The organism is Streptomyces sp. NPDC001744, from assembly GCF_042892575.1.
GTDB lineage: Bacteria > Actinomycetota > Actinomycetes > Streptomycetales > Streptomycetaceae > Streptomyces.
Genome location: NZ_JBIAUG010000006.1, coordinates 124,035 through 145,437, shown reverse-complemented (window position 1 = coordinate 145,437; position 21,403 = coordinate 124,035). Strand labels below are relative to the sequence as shown.

Below are 21,403 nucleotides of genomic sequence, written 5' to 3'. Positions count from 1 at the left end.
CGGGCGGGAGGGTGGGCGTGGACCGGGGTCGGACCCGCGGAACCGCCGTCCGCCGCCCGCAGTCTTCGTCCGACAGAAGAGGATTCGACATGTCCGTTCGCCGGCGTCTCACGACCGCCACCGGGGCCGTGCTGCTCGCCCTCGCCGTCGCCGGCTGCTCGGGCCTCGGCCGCAGCGCCGTGGGCACGATCTCGTACGAGACGGAACGCGATGCGGGAGTGATGGTGACGAGCCCCTCGGTGAAGGGCTGCCACCGCCTGGCGCCGTCCGGCGCGACCGGGGTCGAGAACGGCACCCTGGTCGACATCGTGCTGTACAAGACCCGGGACTGCCGGGGCGAGGACTCGACCTACCTGCCGACCAGCAGCGGTGACCGGATCGTGCCGGGCACCCCTCCCTGGCGCAGCTACACCGTCGTCCACTGAGGCGTCCGCCGGGGCGCCCGCCCCTTTCCCCTTTCGTCCCCGGCGGGTCCATCCTGGAAGTGACCGGAAGGACCAAGGCACCGGAAGGGCCGGGCGGGGAGGTGACCGCCATGCGGACCGGGAACGAGCCGGTGACCGCGCGCAGCCCGCTGCGGATGCGGTTCTGGCTGGGCGTGTGGGGGCTGCTGTGGGCGGCCTTCGGCACGGCCGCGTTCGTCCTGGTGGGGCGTCCCGGCTGGGCCGCCGCCTGCGGGGTGCTGTTCCTGGTGGTCCTGGTCGACCTGGGCCTCGTGGTGCGCCACATGCGCCAGGGCCCGCACTGGCAGCCGGGGCGGGACGTCCCTCCGTACGATCCCGATCACGGTGGCACCGGCACGGGACGCGAGGGGCGCTGAGCGCCGCGCGCACGCCCGCGCCCTCGGCTCCCCCGCTCTCCCCGGGCCCGGCGGTCCTCAGTCCTCCGGGCCGAATCCCGCCGCCCGCACGTACTCCGGCTTCGGGTCGAGCGCGGCGGCGAGACGGAAGTGCCGGAGGGCCTGGGCGGTCCGCCCGGAGCGTTCGAAGGTGCGGCCGAGGGCGAAGTGCGCGAACGCGTTGTCCGGCTCGCGCTCCAGGACCAGCTCGAACTCCAGCTGCGCGGGGCGCAACTGGGCGGCCGCGAAGAACGCCCGGGCGCGCAGCAGGCGCGCGGCGGTGTTCTCGGGGTGGGCGGCGATCACCGAGTCCAGCAGTTTCACGGCTCCCCGGGGGTCCCGCGCGGCCAGCAACTGCTCGGCGGCGCGGAAGTCGATGACGTGCGTTTCCGGGGTGCTGTCGGCCACGATGGCATCCTTCCCTCGTACACGGGGTTGAACACCGGTCCCGGTGGCGGCATTCCGCGGCCGCCCCGCCCGCGCGAAGCCCGCCGGGCCGGACGGGACGAAGGCCGCCGGGCCGGACGGGCACCGCGAAGGGCGGCGGTCAGGCAGGAGGATCGGTCCGGGCTGCGGACGCGGCCCGGCGTTCCAGTTCCTCCCAGACCTTCTCGACCTGCGGCTCCAGCGCGTCGAGCGGCCCGTCGTTGTCGATCACGAGGTCCGCGACGGCCAGCCGCTCCGCGCGCGTGGCCTGGGACGCCATCCGGGCCCGCGCCTCGGACTCGCTCATGCCACGGATCCGCACGAGCCGGTCGAGCCGGGTCTCCGGGGCCGCGTCCACGACCACGACCAGGTCGTAGAGCGGCGCGAGCCCGTTCTCCGCGAGCAGGGGTACGTCGTGGACGACGACGTCGCCCGCGCCCGCCCGGCTCTCCAGCTCCGCCGACCGGGCTCCGACCAGGGGGTGGACGATGCCGTTGAGGACGGCCAGGCGGTCGGGGTCGGCGAACACGACGGAGCCGAGCTTCGGCCGGTCGAGCGTCCCCGCCTCCGTGAGGACGCCGTCGCCGAACGCCTCCACGACGGCCGCGAGCCCCGGGGTCCCGGGCTCGACGACCTCGCGGGCGATCCGGTCCGCGTCGATCAGCACGGCTCCGTACGACACGAGCAGCCGTGACACTTCGCTCTTGCCGGCGCCGATCCCGCCGGTCAGGCCCACCTTCAGCATGAGCGGCAGCTTAGGGCCTGCCCCCGCGGGGCTACGCCTCGCCCTCCCGCTCCGCGAGGAAGCGCTCGAACTCGCGGCCGAGCTCGTCCGCCGACGGGAGGTCGACGGGCTCGGCGACGAGGCTGCCGCGGGTCTCGGCGCCGGACACCGCGTCGTACTGGTGCTCAAGGCCCCGCACGAGCGTCACCAGTTCCTCGTCGCCCTCCCCGATCTGGCGGTCGATCTCGGTCTGGGTGCGGCGGGCCTCCGTCCGCAGGGAGTGGGCGACGCCCGGGAGGACGAGGCCGGTGGCGGCCGTGACGGCTTCGAGGGCCGTCAGGGAGGCGTCCGGGTACGGCGAACGGGCCACGTAGTGCGGGACGTGGGCCGCGACTCCGAGGGTGTCGTGACCGGCCTCCGTGAGCCGGTACTCGACGAGGGACTCGGCGCTGCCGGGAACCTGGGCCTCGTCGAAGAGGCTGGAATGACCGGGCATGAGGTCGGTGCGGCTGCCGTGCGGGGTGAGCCCGACCGGGCGGGTGTGCGGCACGCCCATGGGGATGCCGTGGAAGTTGACGGCGAGGCGCACACCGAGGCGCTCGACGATCTGCCGGACGGCGAGGGCGAACCGTTCCCATTCCACGTCCGGCTCCGGACCGGAGAGGAGGAGGAAGGGGGCGCCGGTGGCGTCCTGCACGAGGCGGACCTCGATGGACGGCGTCTCGTACGCGGTCCATCGGTCGCGCCGGAAGGTCAGCAGCGGACGGCGGGCGCGGTAGTCCACGAGCCGGTCGTGGTCGAAACGGGCCACCGGCTGGTGGGGAAGGGTGTCGAGCAGGCGCTCGACGATCTGCCCGCCGGCCTCGCCCGCGTCGATGTAGCCGTCGAAGTGGTACAGCATGACCAGTCCGGCCGACTCCTGTGCCAGGGCCAGGTCCACGACGGCCAGGCCCTTCGGGTCCCATTCGTACAAATCCTGGGGATCAAGCACGGTTACCGCTCCTCCTCGTGTTCTCTCTGGCAACGTGCCGCGCGGCGCCGCCATTCCCGGTGCGCGCGATCTCCCGCGGGACGGCACGAACTCCGGCCACTGGTCCAGACCTTGACACGGACAGGGTGGCTCCCTACCGTCTCGGAACAGCTCCGCGTTCAGCATCCCGATCCTTGTGCACATACAGGAACGTCCCCCCATTCCTGCACCGGAAGGCCCCCCATGCGCGCTCGAACGCTGCTCCTCCCCCTCCTCCCGGCCCTTCTCGCCGTCCCGCTCGTACCCGCCCCGGCCGTCGCGGCCACCGTCGAGGTGACGACGGCGGCCCAGCTCAAGACGGCGCTCGCCGGCGCACGCCCCGGCGACACGATCCACCTCGCGGACGGCACGTACACGGGCAACTTCAAGGCCACCGTCCCCGGCACCTCCTCCGCACGGATCACCCTGACCGGCTCCTCGCGCGCCGTGCTGACCGCCGGGGGCGGCTACGGGCTGCACCTCAATGGCGCCTCCTACTGGACGGTGGAGGGGATCACGGTGACCGGCGGCCAGAAGGGCATCATGACCGACGCCGCGAACCACGTGGTGATCGACGGGGTGACCGTGCACGGCCTGGACATGGAGGGGGTGCACTTCCGCAACTCCAGCAAGAACGGCGTCCTCAAGAACTCGCGGATCTACGACACCGGGAACGACGGACGGGGCATGGGCGAGGGGGTGTACGTCGGCACCGCCAACGCGCTCACCGACAGGAGCGACAACGCGCAGATCCTGAACAACGTCATCGGGCCGGACGTCGGCGGTGAGAGCGTGGACATCAAGGAGGGCACGACGGGCGCGAAGATCGTCGGGAACACCTTCGACGGGCGCGGGCTGACCGGCGTCCACTACGACGACTCCTGGGTCGACGTGAAGGGCAACGGCGTCCTCGTGGCGGACAACACCGGGGTGAACACGACGAACAACGGCTTCGAGACCCACAGTCAGCAGAGCGGCTGGGGCTGCGGGACGGTCTTCCGGGGCAACCGCTCGGACCTCAGGGGCGCGACCGGGGCGCAGCGGCTCGCGATCAACGTCACCCACCGGAGCGGTTCGTGCGTGACCACGGTCCACTCCTCGAACACGGTGATCGGCGGTAACGGTCTGACCAACATCCCCGTCACCCCCTGAAGCACCCGCGCACGCCCGGCCGGTCCGGGCGCTCGGGCCGGACCGGATGCCCGGACCGGCCGGGCGGAAAACGACGAGGCCCGCTCCCCCGGAGGGGAACGGGCCTCGTTTCGCTAGCGGCTAGCGCTCAGCGGAGAGCCTGTTCAGCTCTGGCCGCCGGCCAGCTTCTCGCGCAGGGCGGCGAGCGCCTCGTCCGACGCCAGGGCGCCGGAGTTGTCGTCCGACTCCGAGGAGTACGAACCACCCGAGATGCCCGCACCGGCGTTGCCACCGGCGGCCGGGGCGGCAGCGCCCTCGGCAGCGGCGGCCTCGTCGGCCTCGCGGGACTTGATGACCTGGGCCTGGTGCTGCTCGAAGCGGGACTGCGCCTCGGCGTACTGGGTCTCCCACGCCTCGCGCTGGGTCTCGAAGCCCTCGAGCCAGTCGTTGGTCTCGGGGTCGAAGCCCTCGGGGTAGATGTAGTTGCCCTGGTCGTCGTAGGACGCGGCCATGCCGTACAGGGTCGGGTCGAACTCGACCGAGGCCGGGTCGGCACCGAAGGACTCGTTGGCCTGCTTCAGCGAGAGGCTGATGCGACGGCGCTCGAGGTCGATGTCGATGACCTTGACGAAGATCTCGTCGTTGACCTGGACGACCTGCTCCGGGATCTCCACGTGGCGCTCGGCCAGCTCGGAGATGTGGACCAGACCCTCGATGCCCTCGTCCACGCGGACGAACGCACCGAACGGAACCAGCTTGGTGACCTTGCCCGGGACGACCTGGCCGATCTGGTGGGTCCGGGCGAACTGCTGCCACGGGTCTTCCTGCGTCGCCTTCAGCGACAGGGAGACGCGCTCGCGGTCCATGTCCACGTCGAGAACCTCGACGGTGACCTCCTGACCGACCTCGACGACCTCGGACGGGTGGTCGATGTGCTTCCAGGACAGCTCGGAGACGTGCACGAGGCCGTCGACGCCACCCAGGTCCACGAAGGCACCGAAGTTGACGATCGAGGACACGACGCCGGAGCGGACCTGACCCTTCTGGAGGGTCGTGAGGAAGGTCTGGCGGACCTCGGACTGGGTCTGCTCCAGCCAGGCACGGCGGGACAGGACCACGTTGTTGCGGTTCTTGTCCAGCTCGATGATCTTCGCCTCGAGCTCCTTGCCCACGTAGGGCTGGAGATCGCGGACGCGGCGCATCTCGACCAGGGAGGCCGGGAGGAAGCCGCGGAGGCCGATGTCGAGGATGAGACCACCCTTGACGACCTCGATGACGGTACCGGTGACGATGCCGTCCTCTTCCTTGATCTTCTCGATGGTGCCCCAGGCGCGCTCGTACTGGGCACGCTTCTTCGAGAGGATCAGGCGGCCTTCCTTGTCCTCCTTCTGAAGGACCAGGGCCTCGATCTCGTCGCCGACCTTGACGACCTCGTTCGGGTCGACGTCGTGCTTGATCGAGAGCTCGCGGCTCGGGATGACACCTTCGGTCTTGTAACCGATGTCGAGCAGGACCTCGTCCCGGTCGACCTTCACGATGACGCCGTCGACGATGTCGCCGTCGTTGAAGTACTTGATCGTCTCGTCGATCGCGGCGAGGAAGGCTTCCTCGTTACCGATGTCGTTGACCGCAACCTGCGGGGTGGTGGCGGTGGTCTCGGTGCTGCTCGTCATGTGGGAAAGGGCTCCGGTTACGGACAGAAAGTCGTAGGTACTGCTACGCCGAGAGCCCGTATCGCACCAAGAAGCCGGACAGCCAATGAGACGCCCTTCCCGCGGACGGGAGGATGCCTCGAAAACCGAGGGGACATATACCAGGTACGAGCGCGGCCTGCTCCGTCTGAGGCACGCAGACCCGCAGCGCAACCTTTAGCATACGGAAGCGGCCGGACAGGGTCAATGCGCGAAGCGCGCACCCGGGGCAGAACCGCTCAACTCCGGCACCATTCACGGTTTTCCGCGCCGTGTCGGCGGGTCCGCCGCACGGCGCCACTGAGCGCAAACTACATCGGCGGGCGAGATGAACCAAGAGCACGGACACGACGACGGGACCGGGGACGCGGCCGACGGGGCGGAGGCGACCCGGCGTGACGCGGGGGACGCGGAGAGCAGCCGGGCGAGCCGCGGATGGTGGGACCGCAACGCCGACGAGTACCAGAACGAGCACGGCTCCTTCCTGGGCGACGACCGCTTCGTGTGGGGTCCCGAGGGGCTGGACGAGGCCGAGGCCGGGCTCCTCGGCCCGGCCGACGCGCTGAAGGGCCTGGACGTCCTGGAGATCGGCGCGGGCGCGGCGCAGTGCTCGCGGTGGCTGGCGGCCCGGGGGGCGCGGCCGGTGGCGCTCGACCTCTCGCACCGGCAGCTCCAGCACGCGCTGCGGATCGGCGGGGACGTGCCGCTGGTGGAGGCCGACGCGGGGGCGCTGCCGTTCCGGGACGGCTCCTTCGACCTGGCCTGCTCCGCGTACGGGGCGGTGCCGTTCGTCGCCGATCCGGTGCGGGTGTTCCGCGAGGTGCGCCGGGTGCTGAGGCCGGGCGGCCGCTGGGTGTTCTCGGTGACGCACCCGATCCGCTGGGCGTTCCCCGACGAGCCCGGACCCGAGGGCCTCTCCGTCGCGGCCTCCTACTTCGACCGCACGCCGTACGTCGAGCAGGACGAGGAGGGGCGGGCGGTGTACGTGGAGCACCACCGGACGATCGGGGACCGGGTGCGGGACGTGGTGGCCGGTGGGTTCCGGCTGGTGGACCTGGTCGAGCCGGAGTGGCCGGCCTGGAACAGCCAGGAGTGGGGCGGCTGGTCCCCTCTGCGGGGAAACCTGATCCCGGGCACGGCGATCTTCGTGTGCGAACGGGCGGAGCGGGCGGAGTAGCCGTGAGGCCGGGGGCGGGCCCCGTTGTCCACAGGACGGTCGACCATACAAGTCGTACTTACGGGTGGGCCCTGTGGACAGCGGGGCCCGCCCTTTCCCTTCGCGTACGAGACTGAGTGCGTGATCCGAAACGACGTACTCGACCGTCTCCCCGTCCGCCATGCCGTCCCCGAGCTGCTCGCGGCGCTCGCGGAGCGCGGTGCGGCGGTGCTGTCCGCCCCTCCCGGCACCGGCAAGACGACGCTGGTGCCGCTGGTGCTGGCGGGGCTCGCGGGGGACGGTCCGGCGCGGAGAGTACTGGTGGCGGAGCCCCGCCGGATGGCGGTGCGGGCCGCGGCGCGGCGGATGGCGTGGCTGCTCGGCGAGGAGGTCGGCGGCGCGGTCGGCCTCTCCGTGCGCGGCGAGCGGCGGACCGGCCCCGCCACCCGGGTCGAGGTGGTCACCACGGGCGTTCTGCTCCAGCGGTTGCAGCGCGACCCGGAGCTGGCGGGCGTCGACGCGGTCCTGCTCGACGAGTGCCACGAGCGCCACCTGGACGCCGACACGGCCATGGCCTTCCTGGTGGACGTACGGGCCACCCTGCGGCCGGAGCTGGAACTGATCGCGGCCTCGGCGACGAGCGACGCCGGGGCGTGGTCCCAATTGCTCACGGTCCTCGACGGCAGCGGACCCGCGCCGATCGTGCGGAGCGAGGGCGAGGGGCACGGGTACGCGGTCCGGTACGCCGCGCCGCCCGCCGGGATCAGACCCGCGCACGGCACGTGGGTGGACCCGGCACTGCTGCGTCACGTGGCGGCGACGGTCCGGCTCGCCCTGGAGCGGCACGAGGGCGACGTCCTCTGCTTCCTGCCGGGCACCGGGGAGATCGCGCGGACGGCGGGCCTGCTCGCCGGCCTGGACGCGGAGGTGCTCCAGCTGCACGGGCGGGCTCCGGCGGCGGTGCAGGACGCGGTGCTGCGGGGCACCGGTCCGGGCGGGCGGCGCCGGGTGGTGCTCTCGACGTCGGTGGCGGAGTCGAGCCTGACGGTTCCGGGGGTGCGGGTCGTGGTGGACTCGGGACTCGCGCGGGAGCCCCGGACGGACCATGCCCGGGGGCTCGGGTCGCTGGCGACGGTCCCGGTGTCGACGGCGGCGGCGACCCAGCGGGCCGGCCGCTCGGGACGTGAGGCGCCCGGCGTGGTCTACCGCTGCTGGGCGGAGGCGGAGGACGGCAGCCGGGCGCGCTTTCCCTCCCCCGGGATCAGGGTCGCGGACCTGGCGGACTTCGCCCTGCGGGTCGCCTGCTGGGGCGACCCGACGGCCGGGGGGCTCGCGCTCCTCGACGCGCCGCCGGCCGGGGCTATGGAGGCGGCCCGCGCGGTCCTCGGGTCGATCGGGGCCGTGGATCCGGCGGGCCGGGCCACCGACCGGGGGGTGCGGTTGTCCCGGCTCGGGCTCCACCCCCGGTTGGGGCGCGCCCTCCTGGACGGTGCGGCGGAGGTCGGGACACGGCGGGCCGCCGAGGTGGTCGCGCTGCTCAGCGAGGAGCCGCCGCGCGACTACGGGGACGATCTGGTGGCGGCCTGGCGGGCGGCCCGCCGGGACTCGGACGCGTACGGCGCGCGCTGGAGGGCGGAGGTCCGCCGTCTGGAGCGGGCGGCCGGCGCGGCCGGGGGCGCGGCCCCCGGGCAGGACTCCGCGCCGGGGGCCGGAAGGAGCGACGACGCCGTGGCCGGTCTGGTGACGGCGCTGGCCTTCCCGGAGCGGGTCGCCAGGGCCCGGGAGCAGGGCGGTCATCTGATGGTGTCGGGGAGCGGGGCGCGGCTCGCCGAGGGCTCCGGTCTGGGATCCGCGCCGTGGCTGGCCGTGGCGGTGGCGGACCGTACGGCGCGGGACGCCACGGCGCGGGTACGGCTGGCGGCGGTGGTGGACGAGGCCGTGGCACGGCGGGCGGCCGGGCATCTGCGGTCCACCGGGGAGGAGGTCCGCTGGGAGGACGGGGACGTGGTCGCGCGGTCGGTGGACCGGCTGGGCGCGATCGAGCTGACGGTCCGCCCCCTGGGCACCAAGGCCGACCCCGCACTCGTCCGGGAGGCGCTCCTCGACGGTCTGCGGCGCGAGGGGCTCGGACTGCTGCGGTGGAGCCGGGAGGCCGTGGAGCTGCGCGAGCGGCTGGCCTTCCTCCGCCGGGAGGTGGGAGAGCCGTGGCCGGACGTGTCGGACGGGGCGCTGACCGACCGGGCCGGGGAGTGGCTGGAGCCCGAGCTGTCACGGGCGGGGCGGCGCGCCGATCTGGGGCGGATCGACGCGGGCGAGGCCCTGCGACGGCTGCTGCCGTGGGCGTCGGGCGAGGCGGGCCGGCTGGACGAGCTGGCTCCGGAACGGATCGAGGTGCCGAGCGGGTCCCGGATACGGATCGCGTACGGGGGCGACCGGCCGGTGCTGGCGGTGAAGCTCCAGGAGATGTTCGGACTGGCGGAGACGCCCCGGGTGGCGGGGGTGCCGGTGCTGGTCCACCTCCTCTCCCCCGCCGGGCGGCCCGCGGCGGTCACGGCCGACCTGGCGTCGTTCTGGCGGGACGGCTACCGGGCGGTGCGGGCGGAGTTGAGGGGCCGGTACCCGAAGCACCCGTGGCCCGAGGACCCGTCCGCGGCGGCGGCGACCCGGCACACGAGCGCGCGGCTGAGAGGAGCGCGATGACGGGAGGAGCGGTGTCCGGAGGGACACGGTGACCGGCGGTTCGGTCCTGGGCCCGGTCATACCTGGGCCTGGCCGGATCTGGACCCGGGCGGATCTGGACCCGGCCGAATTCGGGGCCGGCCGGGTCGGGCGTTGCCGAATCTGCCCCCGACAGCGGGCAGGGCCCTACCGGGGTGGAGCAGGCCCTGCCGGCTGGGGCAGGGCGAGTCCGGTCGGGGCGGGCCGGGGCGGGGCCCGGCGCCGAGGAGGGGCCGGGGGAACGTCGGGCCGCCGGGACGCTCCCGTGACATGGGCGCGGGAAGAAGGCGTGTCGGGGCGGGAACGCGAGCGCCGCCCCGTCCGGGGTGGACGGGGCGGCGGCGCGGAAGGACACGGCGCGGAAGCGCGGGTTGTCAGCCCGGGGAGGAAGGGGTGGAGCTGGGTGAGGCGGTCACCTTCGAGGAGGCGGTGGCTCCGGGCGAGGGGGCGGCCACGGGCGAGGAAGTGGCCTCGGGCGACGCGGGGGCCGAAGGCGTCGGCTCCGGGGTCGGCGTGGGCGTAGGTGTGGGGGTGGGGGTGGGGGTGGGCGCGGTGACCGTCAGTTCGACGAAGGCGGTGCCGCCGCCGCGCGCGGTCAGCCTGAGGTAGAACGTGCCCGCCTTGTCGCCCGCGAGGAGCGACCCCTTCGCGAAGGTGAGGAGTCCGTCCGTGCCGGTCGGGAGGGTGACGGTACGGGTGGACGTGTTCTTGAAGGCCGGACCGTCGGTGCTCGGCTTCGGGTCCGTCTTCGAGGTGACGATCTCCGCGGTGACGAGCACGCCCGGAGCGAGAGCGCCCTTGTTGGTGGCCCTGACCTGCACCTGCTGGTCGAAGACGCCGCCGGTGGTGGCCGGCAGGGAGCCGTCGCCGACGAGGGTGAGGGCGTCCGCCTGCCGCTCCGTGACGGTCGCGGCGAAGTCGGCGACCAGGTTCCGGCCCACGACGGTGGCCCGGACCGTGAACGATCCCGTCTTCCCGCCGGCCCGCAGCGCGGGAGAGGTGGCGTTGCCCGCCGGGGTGGTGGCGACGGTGGCGGTGACCGCGCCGCCGGAGAAGCGGGCGTCGGTGGTTCCCACGATCTCGAAGCGGACCTTCACCCCGGCGACCGGCTTGCCCCGGGCGTCGAGCGCCGCGACCCGGGGGGCTCCCGTGAAGTCGCTGTCCGTGGTCGTGGCCAGTCGGCCGTTGGCCACGATCGCGAGCCGCGTCACCTTGGCGGCCGGGAGCCCTGCCGGCAGGGCGACCGGCGGCTTGGCCGGGCTCGTGGGCGACGGGGTGGCCGGTCCGGGGCCGCCCGGCACGGACGGCTTCGGCGTCTGGGTGCCCGGCCGGGGCGCGGGAGTCGTCGGGGCGGGCGAGAACGGCGTGGTGAAGGGCGGACGGCTGCCGCCGTTGTCGCTGCGGTCGACCGGCAGCACTCCCGTGCCGTCCGGGACCTGGTGGGTGCCGCGCTTGTAGTACTCGACCCAGGACAGGACCGTGTTCAGGTACTCCGTCGAGCGGTTGTAGCTGAGGACCGCCCGGTCGAGGTCGGCCTTGAGCGCGAGGTTGCGGTCGTTGGCGCACAGGTAGAGACCGGCGGCCTGCGCCGCGTCGTAGATGTTGTTCGGGTCCTTCTTCCCGTCGCCGTTGGCGTCCTGGCCCCACGTGGCCCAGGTGGACGGGATGAACTGCATCGGGCCGACGGCGCGGTCGTGGAGGGTGTCGTTGTCGTACGCGCCCCGGTCGGTGTCGGAGATGTTGGCGAAACCGACGCCGTTGAGGACGGGACCGAGGATCGGCGAGAGGGTCGTGCCGTTGGCGTCGACCCGGCCGCCGCCCGCCTGCCCGGACTCGACCTTGCCGATGCCGGCGAGCAGCTGCCACGGCAGGTTGCAGCCCGGATCGGTCGAGCGGATCGACTGCTCGGCCCGCTTGTAGGCGGAGAGGACGGTCGCGGGTATGCCGGCCTCGGCCGGTCCGGTGATCACCGGCAGGACGGTGCCCGCCCCGGGGGTCGCCCCGGGCTTGTTCGGGGTGTTCAGCGGCGGCAGGTCCGTGTAGTACGGCGAACCGCCGGTCGCGGAGCCGTCACCGGACGGCTGGACGGAGTCGCCGGCACCGATGGCCCGGTCACCACTCGCGTTGTCCGTGGCCGGCGGAGCGGCCTCCGGCGCCTGTGAGGCGGCGAGTGCGGCGACCGCCGCGGCCACCACCGCTCCACTGGTGGCCCCCCTGCGCAGCCGGCGTCCGATGCGCTCCGTCATGTTCTTCGTCCCCTCCCCGTCGACTACGGTTCCGCGCTCCCCGCGCGTGGCCTCCGGCGACCCTATGCCAAGTCCGGACCGACGCCTACCGGTGCGTAACCGGGTTTCACGCTTTCGTCACCTCTCCGGCCCCGCCCGGCCGGACGGGGCGGGAACCGGGAGGAGGGTCCGGCTCCTCTTGTACTGCAACCGATCATGTACCGACAACCGCCAACCAGAGATCGACAGTCGGCGACCGGAAACCGCCGCCTGTCGTTCGCCGCGGCCGCGGCCGTCGTTCGCCGCGGCCGCCACCACCGGAACTCCGGGAGCCCGCCTTGCCGTTCACACTGAGCCATGCCGCCGCCGTCCTGCCCGGACTGCGCCGGAACGGAACGGCGCGCGGACCACTGGTCGCGTCCGCCCTCGTCGCGGGTTCCTTCGCGCCCGACACGACCTACTTCGCCGCCACGGTGTTCCCCGGCGCGATGGCCTTCGGGGACGTCACGCACTCCCCCGCCGGGATCGTCACGGCCGACGTGCTGATCACCGCCGTACTCCTCGCCCTGTGGCTGACCGTGCGCGAACCGCTCACGGCGCTGCTGCCCGCCCGGTGGCGGGGCACGGTGTACGGACTCGTCGCGGGCCGCCCCCGGCGGGACCCGCGTCCGGCCGCGCTCGCCGGGTGGTTCTTCCTGTCGGCCGTCCTCGGCGCCACGACCCATGTGCTGTGGGACTCATTCACCCATCTCGACCGCTGGGGCACCCGGGCCGTCCCCCTGCTCGCCGAGGTCGTGGCCGGCTTCCCGTTCTACCTCTACGTCCAGTACGGGAGTTCGGCGCTGGCCCTGGGGCTGCTCGGCTGGTTCACGGTCCGGGCGCTGCGTTCCGTCGCGCCGGTGGAACTGCCGTCCCGGGTGCCCGTCCCGGGCCGCCGCGGGCGGCTCGTCGCGGCCGGGCTCATCGGCGCCTGCGTCCTCGCCGGAATCGCCCACCGGGTGCTGCGCTGGGCCGCGTACTGGGGCTGGGACCGGATCGAGACGCCCCTGGACATCATTCCGACGGCGTGCTTCGGAGCCGGCGCCGGACTCGCCGCCGGTCTCGTGCTGTACGGGGCGGGCGCGCGGCTGCTGGGGCCGTCGCCCGCCCCGGCCGGGGATCACGCCGACCGTCCCGGCCCGGAGGGCGAGGACCGGGCGCCCCGGCCGGAGCGTTCTCGTCAGGAATCGCGCTGACCGCTCCGGACCGGCCCCGCCCCGTCCCTCGTCCGGCGCCAGGGACGGAACGGAGCGGAACGGGGCGGGGCCGTGCGGCGGTGTCAGTGCGCGGCGGAGTCCCAGTCCCGGCCGACGCCGACGGAGACGTCGAGCGGGGCGCGCAGTTCGGCCGCGCCGGACATCTGCTCGCGGACCAGCGCCTCGACCTGCTCGCGCTCGCCGGGAGCGAGTTCGAGCACGATCTCGTCGTGGACCTGGAGGAGCATCCGGGAGGCGAGGCCCGCCTCCGTCAGCGCCCGGTCCACGTTCAGCATGGCGACCTTCACGATGTCGGCGGCCGTGCCCTGGATGGGGGCGTTGAGCGCCATCCGCTCGGCGGCCTCGCGACGCTGCCGGTTGTCGCTGTTGAGGTCGGGCAGGTAGCGGCGGCGGCCCAGCATCGTCTCGGTGTACCCGGTGGCGCGGGCCTCGTCGACGACCCGGCGCAGGTAGTCCCGCACCCCGCCGAAGCGCTCGAAGTAGGTCTCCATCAGGACGCGGGCCTCGGCCGGGTCGATGGTCAGCTGCTGGGCGAGGCCGAAGGCGGAGAGGCCGTAGGCCAGGCCGTACGACATGGCCTTGATCTTGCGGCGCATCTCGGCGTCCACGGCGGACCGCTCGACGCCGAAGACCTGGGAGGCGACGGTGGTGTGCAGGTCCTCGCCGGAGGTGAAGGCGTCGAGCAGGCCCTCGTCCTCGGAGAGGTGGGCCATGACGCGCAGTTCGATCTGGCTGTAGTCGGCGGTCATCAGCGCCTCGAAGCCCTCGCCGACGACGAAGCCGTGCCGGATGGCCCGGCCCTCGTCGGTGCGCACCGGCACGTTCTGCAGGTTCGGGTCGGTGGAGGAGAGACGGCCGGTGGCGGCGACGGTCTGGCTGAAGGTGGTGTGGATGCGGCCGTCGGCGGCGACGGTCTTGATCAGGCCCTCGACGGTGGAGCGGAGCCGGGCCTGCTCGCGGTGACGGAGCATGATCACGGGCAGCTCGTGCTCGGTCTGGCCGGCCAGCCAGGCGAGCGCGTCGGCGTCGGTCGTGTACCCGGTCTTGGTCTTCTTGGTCTTCGGGAGGTTCAGCTCGCCGAAGAAGACCTCCTGGAGCTGCTTGGGCGAGCCGAGGTTGAACTCGTGGCCGACGGAGGCGTGGGCCTCCTTCACGGCCTGCTGGACGGCGCCGGCGAACTGCTGCTCCATCGCCTCCAGGTGCTCGCGGTCGGCGGCGATGCCGTGCCGCTCCAGACGGGCGAGGAGGGCGGAGGTGGGCAGCTCGACCTCGTGGAGCAGTTCCCTGGCCCCGACCTCGCCGAGCCGCTCGTCGAAGGCCCCGCCGAGGTCGAGGACGGCACGGGCCTGGGACATGAGGGCCTCGGCCTCCGCGGTGTCCTCGGCGCCGAAGGCGAGCTGCCCGTCCGCGGCGGCGGCCGGGGCCAGCTCGCGGCCGAGGTACTCGACGGAGAGCGCGTCGAGGGCGAAGGAACGCCGGCCGGGCTTGACGAGGTAGGCGGCGAGGGCGGTGTCCATGGTGACGCCCGCGACGCTCCAGCCGTGCTCCGGGAAGACCCGCATGGCGCCCTTGGCGTTGTGCATGACCTTGGGCCGGTCGGGGTCGGAGATCCACGCGGCCCAGGCCCGCTCGTCGGCCTCGTCGATCTCACTGGGATCGAACCAGGCGGCGGCCCCCCCGGCGGCGGCCAGGGCGACCTCGCTGACGCTGCCGGTGCCCAGGGCCCAGCTGTCGACGGTGGCGATGCCGAGGGGCTCGGTGCCGTGCTCGGCGAGCCAGGGGGCCAGCTCGCCGGCGGAGAGGACGGAGGCGTCGAGCTCGACGCCCGCCGCCGGGGCCGGCGCGGCCTCCTCGCCCGCGCCCGGGTCGACCGCCAGGAGCCGCTCGCGCAGCGAGGGGTTGCGGATCTCCAGGGTGTCCAGGACGAGGGCGACCGCCGCGCGGTCGTACGGCTCGCGGGCGAGGTCGGCCACGGCCTTCGGCAGCTCGACGTCGCGGACCATCTCGGTCAGGCGGCGGTTGAGCTTGACCGACTCCAGGTGGTCGCGGAAGTTCTGCCCGGCCTTGCCCTTGACCTCGTCGGCGCGCTCCACCAGCTCGGCGAAGGAGCCGAACTGGGTGATCCACTTGGCGGCGGTCTTCTCGCCGACGCCGGGAATGCCGGGCAGGTTGTCCGACGGGTCGCCGCGCAGGGCCGCGAAGTCGGGGTACTGCGAAGGCGACAGACCGTACTTCTCCTGGACCTTCTCCGGGGTGAAGCGGGTCAGCTCGGAGACGCCCTTGGTCGGGTAGAGCACGGTGACGTGGTCGGTGACCAGCTGGAAGGAGTCCCGGTCGCCGGTGACGACGAGGACGTCGAAGCCCTCGGCCTCGGCCTGCGTGGCGAGGGTGGCGATGACGTCGTCGGCCTCGAAGCCGTCGACGGCGAAGCGCGGCGCGTTCATCGCGTCGAGCAGCTCGCCGATCAGCTCGACCTGCCCCTTGAACTCGTCGGGCGTCTTCGAACGGTTCGCCTTGTACTCAGGGAACTCCTCGGACCGCCAGGTCTGCCGGGACACGTCGAACGCGACCGCGAAGTGGGTGGGCGCCTCGTCGCGCAGCGTGTTCGCCAGCATCGAGGCGAACCCGTAGATCGCGTTCGTCGGCTGTCCGGTCGCGGTGGTGAAGTTCTCCACGGGCAGCGCGAAGAACGCCCGGTACGCGAGCGAGTGCCCGTCCATGAGGAGCAGGCGGGGGCGGGGGTCTGCGGTCTTCTTCGATGCTGTCTGGGCCACGGGACGATCCTGCCACGGCCCACCGACAATCCCGCCCCCACCGGCCGGGGTGCCGGGCCGCCGGTGCCCCGTGACAGGATCGGGGCGTACCCCGCAGGATGGATCGCCCGAGGGAGAGCGCGATGGTCAGCAAGCCGCCGGCCGGTGACCCGGTCCAGGACGCACCGCAGGTCACGCCGCCGCAGCACGCCGCCGCCGGGCTGCCCGCCGTCGGACACACCCTGCGGATCGCCCGGGAGCAGATGGGGGTCCTGCGCACCGCGCGGACCCTCCTCGGGGTCAACCAGAAGAACGGATTCGACTGTCCGGGCTGCGCCTGGCCCGAGGGGGACGAGCGGCACGTCGCGGAGTTCTGCGAGAACGGCGCGAAGGCGGTCGCCGAGGAGGCGACGCTGCGCCGGGTCACCCCGGAGTTCTTCGCCGCGCACCCGGTGGCGGACCTGGCGGAGCGCAGCGGGTACTGGCTGGGGCAGCAGGGCCGCATCACACAGCCGATGCTCCTCCCGGAGGGCGGCGACCGGTACGAGCCGGTGACCTGGGAGCGGGCCTTCGGGATCCTCGCGGAGGAGCTGCGGGCCCTGGACTCCCCGGACGAGGCCCTCTTCTACACCTCGGGCCGCACCAGCAACGAGGCCGCCTTCCTGCTCCAGCTCTTCGCCCGCGAGTTCGGCACCAACAACCTGCCCGACTGCTCCAACATGTGCCACGAGTCCTCGGGTTCGGCCCTGACGGAGACCCTCGGCGTCGGCAAGGGCAGCGTCACCCTGGAGGACCTGCACCGGGCGGACCTGATCGTCGTGGCCGGACAGAACCCGGGGACCAACCACCCCCGGATGCTGTCCGCCCTGGAGAAGGCGAAGGCCGCGGGCGCCCGGATCATCTCGGTGAACCCCCTGCCCGAAGCCGGCCTGGAGCGGTTCAAGAACCCGCAGACCCCCCGGGGCATGCTCCGGGGCACCGCCCTCACCGACCTCTTCCTCCAGATCCGGATCGGCGGCGACCAGGCCCTCTTCCGCCTCCTCAACAAGCTGGTCCTGGCCACCCCGGGAGCCGTCGACGAGGACTTCGTCCGCGAGCACACCCACGGGTACGAGGAGTTCGCCGCGGCCGCGGCGGAGGCCGACTGGGACGAGACCCTGGCGGCGACCGGCCTGGAGCGCTCCGAGATCGAACGGGCCCTGGAGATGGTCCTCGCCTCGGAGCGGACGGTCGTCTGCTGGGCCATGGGCCTCACCCAGCACAAGCACTCCGTCCCGACCATCCGCGAGGTGGTCAACCTCCTGCTGCTGCGCGGCGCCATCGGGCGGCCGGGCGCGGGCGTGTGCCCGGTGCGCGGCCATTCGAACGTGCAGGGCGACCGCACGATGGGCATCTTCGAACGCCCCGCGCCCGCCTTCCTCGACGCCCTCGACAAGGAGTTCGGGATCGTCTCGCCGCGCCACCACGGCTTCGACGTGGTGCGCTCCATCCAGGCGCTGCGCGACGGCGAGGCGAAGGTGTTCTTCGCGATGGGCGGCAACTTCGTGGCGGCGACGCCCGACACGGAGGTGACCGAGGCCGCGATGCGCCGGGCCCGGCTGACCGTCCACGTCTCCACGAAGCTGAACCGCTCGCACGCGGTCACGGGCACGCGCGCGCTGATCCTGCCCACCCTCGGCCGCACCGACAAGGACGTCCAGAAGGGCGGACGGCAGTTCGTCACGGTCGAGGACTCGATGGGCCTGGTGCACGCCTCCCGGGGAAACCTGCCCCCGGCGAGCCCGCACCTGCTGTCGGAGCCCGCGATCGTGGCACGGATGGCGCGGGCCGTCCTCGGCGACGCCTCGGCCACGCCCTGGGAGGAGTTCGAGGCCGACTACGCCCGCGTCAGGGACCGCATCGCGCGCGTCGTGCCCGGCTTCGAGGACTTCAACGCGCGGCTCGCGGCGAACCCGGGCGGCTTCGCGCTGCCGCACGCCCCGCGCGACGAGCGCCGCTTCCCGACGAGGACCGGGAAGGCGAACTTCACGGCCGCGCCCGTCGAGTACCCGAGGGTGCCGGAGGGCCGGCTGCTCCTCCAGACGCTGCGCTCGCACGACCAGTACAACACCACGATCTACGGCCTGGACGACCGTTACCGGGGCATCAAGGGGGGCCGCCGGGTCGTCCTCGTGCACCCCGAGGACGCGGCGGCGGCCGGCCTCTCCGACGGGGCGTACGCGGACCTGGTGAGCGAGTGGACGGACGGCAGCGAGCGGCGGGCGCCCGGGTTCCGGGTGGTGCACTACCCGACGCCCCGGGGGTGCGCGGCCGCCTACTACCCGGAGACGAACGTCCTCGTGCCGCTGGAGTCGACGGCGGACGTCAGCAACACCCCCGCGAGCAAGTCCGTGATCGTCCGTCTGGAACAATCCCCTTCCACCTGAGCAAGCGCTTAGGCGGAATCGCGCGAGCAACAGCCGCACAAGGACGAACGGAGCCGGGCCATGGGTGAACAGCAGCACGTGAAGTTCCCGCAGGAGGTCATCGACGAGTACGCGGCCCTGGGCGTCGACCTCCCCGCCCTCTTCTCCGCCGGACACCTCGGCAACCGGATGGGCGTGCAGATCCTGGAGGCGTCGGCCGAACGGGTCGTGGGCACCATGCCGGTGGAGGGCAACACCCAGCCGTACGGACTGCTGCACGGCGGCGCGTCGGCGGTGCTCGCCGAGACGCTGGGTTCCGTCGGAGCGATGCTGCACGGCGGCACCTCCCGGATCGCCGTCGGCGTCGACCTCAACTGCACCCACCACCGCGGAGTCCGCAGCGGTCTCGTGACCGGCGTGGCCACCCCCCTGCACCGCGGACGGTCCACCGCCACGTACGAGATCGTGATCACCGACGAGCAGGACCGGCGGGTCTGCTCGGCACGACTGACCTGCATGCTCCGCGAGATCACCCCCAAGGACGCCGACGCCCTCCCCGGGACGGACCGGCCGAACGGCTCCTGAACGCGAACCACGGAGCCCAGAACGGAACCGGCGGGGGCGGCGCGCGAAAGCGCCGCCCCCGCCGGCGCGTCCGCCCCCTTGCCCCCGGCCGCCGCGAGCGCTTCACTGGCGGACCTCCCGCCGGGGAACACCGGCACCGCTCCCACCGAGGAGTCCGACATGGCCACCGCACGCCCCGCCCACGCACCGGCCCCCACACCCGTCACGGACGACACGCCCTGTCACACCGACGACGACGCATACCGGCCGCAACCGACCGGCGCCCCCGCCCTCCCGGCCCCGCACGCCCCCCTCCCGTGAACGGCGGGCGGCCCCGCACCGCCACGACCGCGCTCGCCGCGCTCCTGACCGCCTGCGTCCTCCTCCCGGCCGGCGGCTGCGGCACGCCCGAACCGTCCGCACCCCCCGCCAGGACCCCCGAGGACATCTGCGCGGATCTCGTCTCGTACTGGGTCGAGAAGGCACTGGAAGGCAGCCCGTGGGCGGGGCTCGACTGGGAACAGAAGGGCCTCTCCAACGAGCAGTACGAGATCCACGACGACGTGCTCGCGGCCGCCCGCGCCGAGGAACGACGGGCGGGACGCCGGGCCGCCTCCGCCCTCGCCGCCCGGGAATCACGACGGCGCTGCGAGGAGACGAAGGGCGCGACGAGGAGCTCGGAGAACTGGCGGCCGTGACCGGAGCGCCCGGACCGGCGGACCGGACGAACGATCTCGGCCACCACCGCCCTCACTCTGCGTAACTGATGCGCAGTGTCCGGAGCGCCCACCCCGACCACCCCCTCCGTCCGCTCACGGAAAGACCCGTGTCCGATATCCGGAGAGCCCCCGCACCGCGCCGACAGGAGCATGATCCTCTCAAGCCCCTTAGCGGAACTGGGAATTCTCACCATGTGAACACCGCGCTACCGACCACTGTGCCCGGGTTTGCCCACCCGCCACACACGGCATCCGCCCCTCGGCATAACAAGACAGTCACATCCTGACCCCTGCGCTCCCCGACCCTCCCCACCTGCGCCTAGAGTCACGGCCAGTCACCGCGCCGCCGGGCGCCCCCATTGCACGGCCCCACTCGATCCAGTACGGCCCGGCACGGAAAACGGCACCTCCAGCTCCACAGCTTCACGGCACCGCCTCAGCTCGAGGGGGCCGCGCCAGGGAAAGGATTCTTCGTGCGACACCGTTCACTGCTCATCCTCACCAGTGTGCTCACCACCGGAGCGCTCACCCTCACCGCATGTGGTTCGCGCGACGACAAGGGCGGCGCCGGCGACGGAAACGGCGGCGGCGGCAACACCACGACCGTCGTCATCGGCGTCGACGCCCCCCTGACCGGCTCCCTCTCCGCCCTCGGCCAGGGCATCAAGAACTCCGTGGACCTCGCGGTCAAGACCGCCAACAAGAACAACGAAGTCCCCGGCGTCACCTTCAAGATCGAAGCCCTCGACGACCAGGCCGTCCCCGCCTCCGGCCAGGCCAACGCCACCAAACTGGTCGGCAACAAGGACGTCCTCGGCGTCGTCGGCCCCCTGAACTCCGGCGTCTCCCAGCAGATGCAGGGCGTCTTCGCCGCCGCCAACCTCGCCCAGGTCTCCCCCGCCAACACCAACCCCGCCCTCAGCCAGGGCGACAACTGGGGCAAGGGCGAGAAGAAGCGCCCCTTCAAGACCTACTTCCGCACCGCCGCCACCGACGTCGTCCAGGGCAAGTTCGCCGCCCAGTACCTCTTCAAGGACGCCGGCAAGAAGAAGGTCTACGTCGTCGACGACAAGCAGACCTACGGCGCCGGCCTCGCCGCCATCTTCAGCGACGAGTTCAAGCGCCTCGGCGGCCAGGTCGTCGGCACCGACCACGTCACCGTCAAGGAGACCGACTTCTCCGCCACCGCCGACAAGGTCAAGACCTCCGGCGCCGACTCCGTCTACTTCGGCGGCCAGTACCCCGAGGGCGGCCTCCTCTCCGACCAGATCAAGAAGACCGGCGCCAAGATCCCCGTCATGGGCGGCGACGGCCTCTACGACCCGGCCTTCATCAGCGCCTCCGCCGAAACCAACGACGGCGACCTCGCCACCTCCATCGGCTACCCCGTCGAAAAGCTCGACACCGCCAAGAAGTTCATCGCGGACTACAACGCCGGCGGCTACAAGGACCCCTACGCGGCCTACGGCGGCTACTCCTACGACGCCGGCTGGGCCATCGTCCAGGCCGTCAAGGCCGTCGTCGCCGCCAACGGCGGCAAGGTCCCCACCGACGCCCGCGCCAAGGTCACCGAAGCCCTCGGCAAGGTCGCCTTCGACGGCGTGACCGGCAAGGTCGCCTTCGACGAGTACGGCGACACCACCAACAAGCAGCTCACGGTCTACAAGGTCGAGGGCGGCAAGTGGACCGACGTCAAGAGCGACACCTTCAACCAGTAAACCCCCACCCGGCACCCCACCGGGAACCCCGCACCACCTGAACCGAACCGCGCGCGGGCGCAAACAGCGC

16 protein-coding genes are annotated in these 21,403 nt (G+C 72.9%); 10 read left to right on the top strand and 6 right to left on the bottom strand.

Annotated elements, in window-relative coordinates; translation table 11 throughout:
- Nucleotides 1-89: 89 nt before the first annotated feature.
- Both ACFYZY_RS09990 and ACFYZY_RS09985 read left to right on the top strand, forming a co-directional pair.
- Nucleotides 90-425 carry a hypothetical protein gene (locus ACFYZY_RS09990; protein WP_388691666.1) on the top strand — a complete coding sequence of 112 codons (336 nt, stop codon included), beginning with the start codon at nucleotides 90-92 and terminating at the stop codon, nucleotides 423-425.
- A gap of 110 nt (nucleotides 426-535) precedes the next feature.
- A complete protein-coding gene (locus tag ACFYZY_RS09985; protein WP_388691663.1) occupies nucleotides 536-820 on the top strand; it encodes a DUF6343 family protein in 285 nt (94 codons plus the stop codon).
- A gap of 57 nt (nucleotides 821-877) precedes the next feature.
- Here the strand turns inward: ACFYZY_RS09985 and ACFYZY_RS09980 are convergent, their stop codons facing one another.
- The 3 genes from ACFYZY_RS09980 to ACFYZY_RS09970 all read right to left on the bottom strand — a co-directional run bounded on the left by ACFYZY_RS09980 (nucleotide 878) and on the right by ACFYZY_RS09970 (nucleotide 2,979).
- Nucleotides 878-1,246, bottom strand: a complete 369-nt coding sequence (locus ACFYZY_RS09980; RefSeq protein ID WP_388691661.1) for a tetratricopeptide repeat protein — start codon at nucleotides 1,244-1,246, stop codon at nucleotides 878-880.
- A gap of 139 nt (nucleotides 1,247-1,385) precedes the next feature.
- Nucleotides 1,386-2,009, bottom strand: coding sequence for a dephospho-CoA kinase (gene coaE, locus ACFYZY_RS09975; protein ID WP_388691659.1), 624 nt, complete (start codon nucleotides 2,007-2,009; stop codon nucleotides 1,386-1,388).
- A 31-nt stretch (nucleotides 2,010-2,040) separates the two neighbouring features.
- Nucleotides 2,041-2,979 carry a PAC2 family protein gene (locus ACFYZY_RS09970; RefSeq protein WP_388691656.1) on the bottom strand — a complete coding sequence of 313 codons (939 nt, stop codon included), beginning with the start codon at nucleotides 2,977-2,979 and terminating at the stop codon, nucleotides 2,041-2,043.
- Between the two features lie 222 nt (nucleotides 2,980-3,201).
- On the opposite strand from ACFYZY_RS09970, the gene ACFYZY_RS09965 reads away from it, so the two are divergent.
- On the top strand, nucleotides 3,202-4,149 hold the full coding sequence (locus ACFYZY_RS09965; RefSeq protein WP_388691654.1) for a right-handed parallel beta-helix repeat-containing protein: 948 nt from the start codon (nucleotides 3,202-3,204) through the stop codon (nucleotides 4,147-4,149).
- Nucleotides 4,150-4,292: 143 nt separating this feature from the next.
- Here the strand turns inward: ACFYZY_RS09965 and rpsA are convergent, their stop codons facing one another.
- A complete protein-coding gene (gene rpsA, locus ACFYZY_RS09960; protein WP_053648865.1) occupies nucleotides 4,293-5,801 on the bottom strand; it encodes a 30S ribosomal protein S1 in 1,509 nt (502 codons plus the stop codon).
- A 346-nt stretch (nucleotides 5,802-6,147) separates the two neighbouring features.
- Between rpsA and ACFYZY_RS09955 the strand changes: the two genes are divergently transcribed.
- On the top strand, nucleotides 6,148-6,996 hold the full coding sequence (locus ACFYZY_RS09955; protein WP_388691651.1) for a class I SAM-dependent methyltransferase: 849 nt from the start codon (nucleotides 6,148-6,150) through the stop codon (nucleotides 6,994-6,996).
- Nucleotides 6,997-7,116: 120 nt separating this feature from the next.
- Nucleotides 7,117-9,675 (top strand): ATP-dependent helicase HrpB, encoded by a 2,559-nt coding sequence (gene hrpB, locus ACFYZY_RS09950; RefSeq protein ID WP_388691649.1) that lies wholly within the window; start codon nucleotides 7,117-7,119, stop codon nucleotides 9,673-9,675.
- Between the two features lie 392 nt (nucleotides 9,676-10,067).
- Here hrpB and ACFYZY_RS09945 read toward each other — a convergent pair whose 3' ends face one another.
- Nucleotides 10,068-11,939, bottom strand: a complete 1,872-nt coding sequence (locus ACFYZY_RS09945; protein ID WP_388691646.1) for a lytic transglycosylase domain-containing protein — start codon at nucleotides 11,937-11,939, stop codon at nucleotides 10,068-10,070.
- Between the two features lie 317 nt (nucleotides 11,940-12,256).
- Here ACFYZY_RS09945 and ACFYZY_RS09940 point away from each other — a divergent pair, with 317 nt between their 5' ends.
- Nucleotides 12,257-13,153: a DUF4184 family protein gene (locus ACFYZY_RS09940; protein WP_388691643.1), complete on the top strand. Its 897-nt coding sequence runs from the start codon at nucleotides 12,257-12,259 to the stop codon at nucleotides 13,151-13,153.
- Between the two features lie 83 nt (nucleotides 13,154-13,236).
- On the opposite strand, the gene polA is transcribed toward ACFYZY_RS09940, so the two are convergent.
- Nucleotides 13,237-15,948 (bottom strand): DNA polymerase I, encoded by a 2,712-nt coding sequence (gene polA, locus ACFYZY_RS09935; protein WP_388691640.1) that lies wholly within the window; start codon nucleotides 15,946-15,948, stop codon nucleotides 13,237-13,239.
- A 122-nt stretch (nucleotides 15,949-16,070) separates the two neighbouring features.
- On the opposite strand from polA, the gene ACFYZY_RS09930 reads away from it, so the two are divergent.
- The 4 genes from ACFYZY_RS09930 (at nucleotide 16,071) to ACFYZY_RS09915 (ending at nucleotide 21,333) form a co-directional block, all read left to right on the top strand.
- Nucleotides 16,071-18,353, top strand: a complete 2,283-nt coding sequence (locus tag ACFYZY_RS09930) for an FdhF/YdeP family oxidoreductase (protein WP_388691637.1) — start codon at nucleotides 16,071-16,073, stop codon at nucleotides 18,351-18,353.
- A 60-nt stretch (nucleotides 18,354-18,413) separates the two neighbouring features.
- The gene (locus tag ACFYZY_RS09925) at nucleotides 18,414-18,917 is read left to right on the top strand and encodes a PaaI family thioesterase (RefSeq protein WP_388691635.1); all 504 of its coding nucleotides are present in this window, start codon (nucleotides 18,414-18,416) and stop codon (nucleotides 18,915-18,917) included.
- A gap of 296 nt (nucleotides 18,918-19,213) precedes the next feature.
- Complete coding sequence (locus ACFYZY_RS09920; protein ID WP_388691632.1) at nucleotides 19,214-19,594, top strand: hypothetical protein; 381 nt, start codon at nucleotides 19,214-19,216, stop codon at nucleotides 19,592-19,594.
- A gap of 494 nt (nucleotides 19,595-20,088) precedes the next feature.
- Nucleotides 20,089-21,333 carry a branched-chain amino acid ABC transporter substrate-binding protein gene (locus ACFYZY_RS09915; protein WP_388691630.1) on the top strand — a complete coding sequence of 415 codons (1,245 nt, stop codon included), beginning with the start codon at nucleotides 20,089-20,091 and terminating at the stop codon, nucleotides 21,331-21,333.
- Nucleotides 21,334-21,403: the final 70 nt, after the last annotated feature.

Coding starts and splice junctions, on each gene's coding strand:
- ACFYZY_RS09990 (WP_388691666.1), top strand. CDS start 90: ATGTCCGTTCGCCGGCGTCTCACGACCGCCACCGGGGCCGTGCTGCTC.
- ACFYZY_RS09985 (WP_388691663.1), top strand. CDS start 536: ATGCGGACCGGGAACGAGCCGGTGACCGCGCGCAGCCCGCTGCGGATG.
- coaE (WP_388691659.1), bottom strand. CDS start 2,009: ATGCTGAAGGTGGGCCTGACCGGCGGGATCGGCGCCGGCAAGAGCGAA.
- ACFYZY_RS09965 (WP_388691654.1), top strand. CDS start 3,202: ATGCGCGCTCGAACGCTGCTCCTCCCCCTCCTCCCGGCCCTTCTCGCC.
- rpsA (WP_053648865.1), bottom strand. CDS start 5,801: ATGACGAGCAGCACCGAGACCACCGCCACCACCCCGCAGGTTGCGGTC.
- ACFYZY_RS09955 (WP_388691651.1), top strand. CDS start 6,148: ATGAACCAAGAGCACGGACACGACGACGGGACCGGGGACGCGGCCGAC.
- ACFYZY_RS09945 (WP_388691646.1), bottom strand. CDS start 11,939: ATGACGGAGCGCATCGGACGCCGGCTGCGCAGGGGGGCCACCAGTGGA.
- ACFYZY_RS09930 (WP_388691637.1), top strand. CDS start 16,071: ATGGTCAGCAAGCCGCCGGCCGGTGACCCGGTCCAGGACGCACCGCAG.
- ACFYZY_RS09925 (WP_388691635.1), top strand. CDS start 18,414: ATGGGTGAACAGCAGCACGTGAAGTTCCCGCAGGAGGTCATCGACGAG.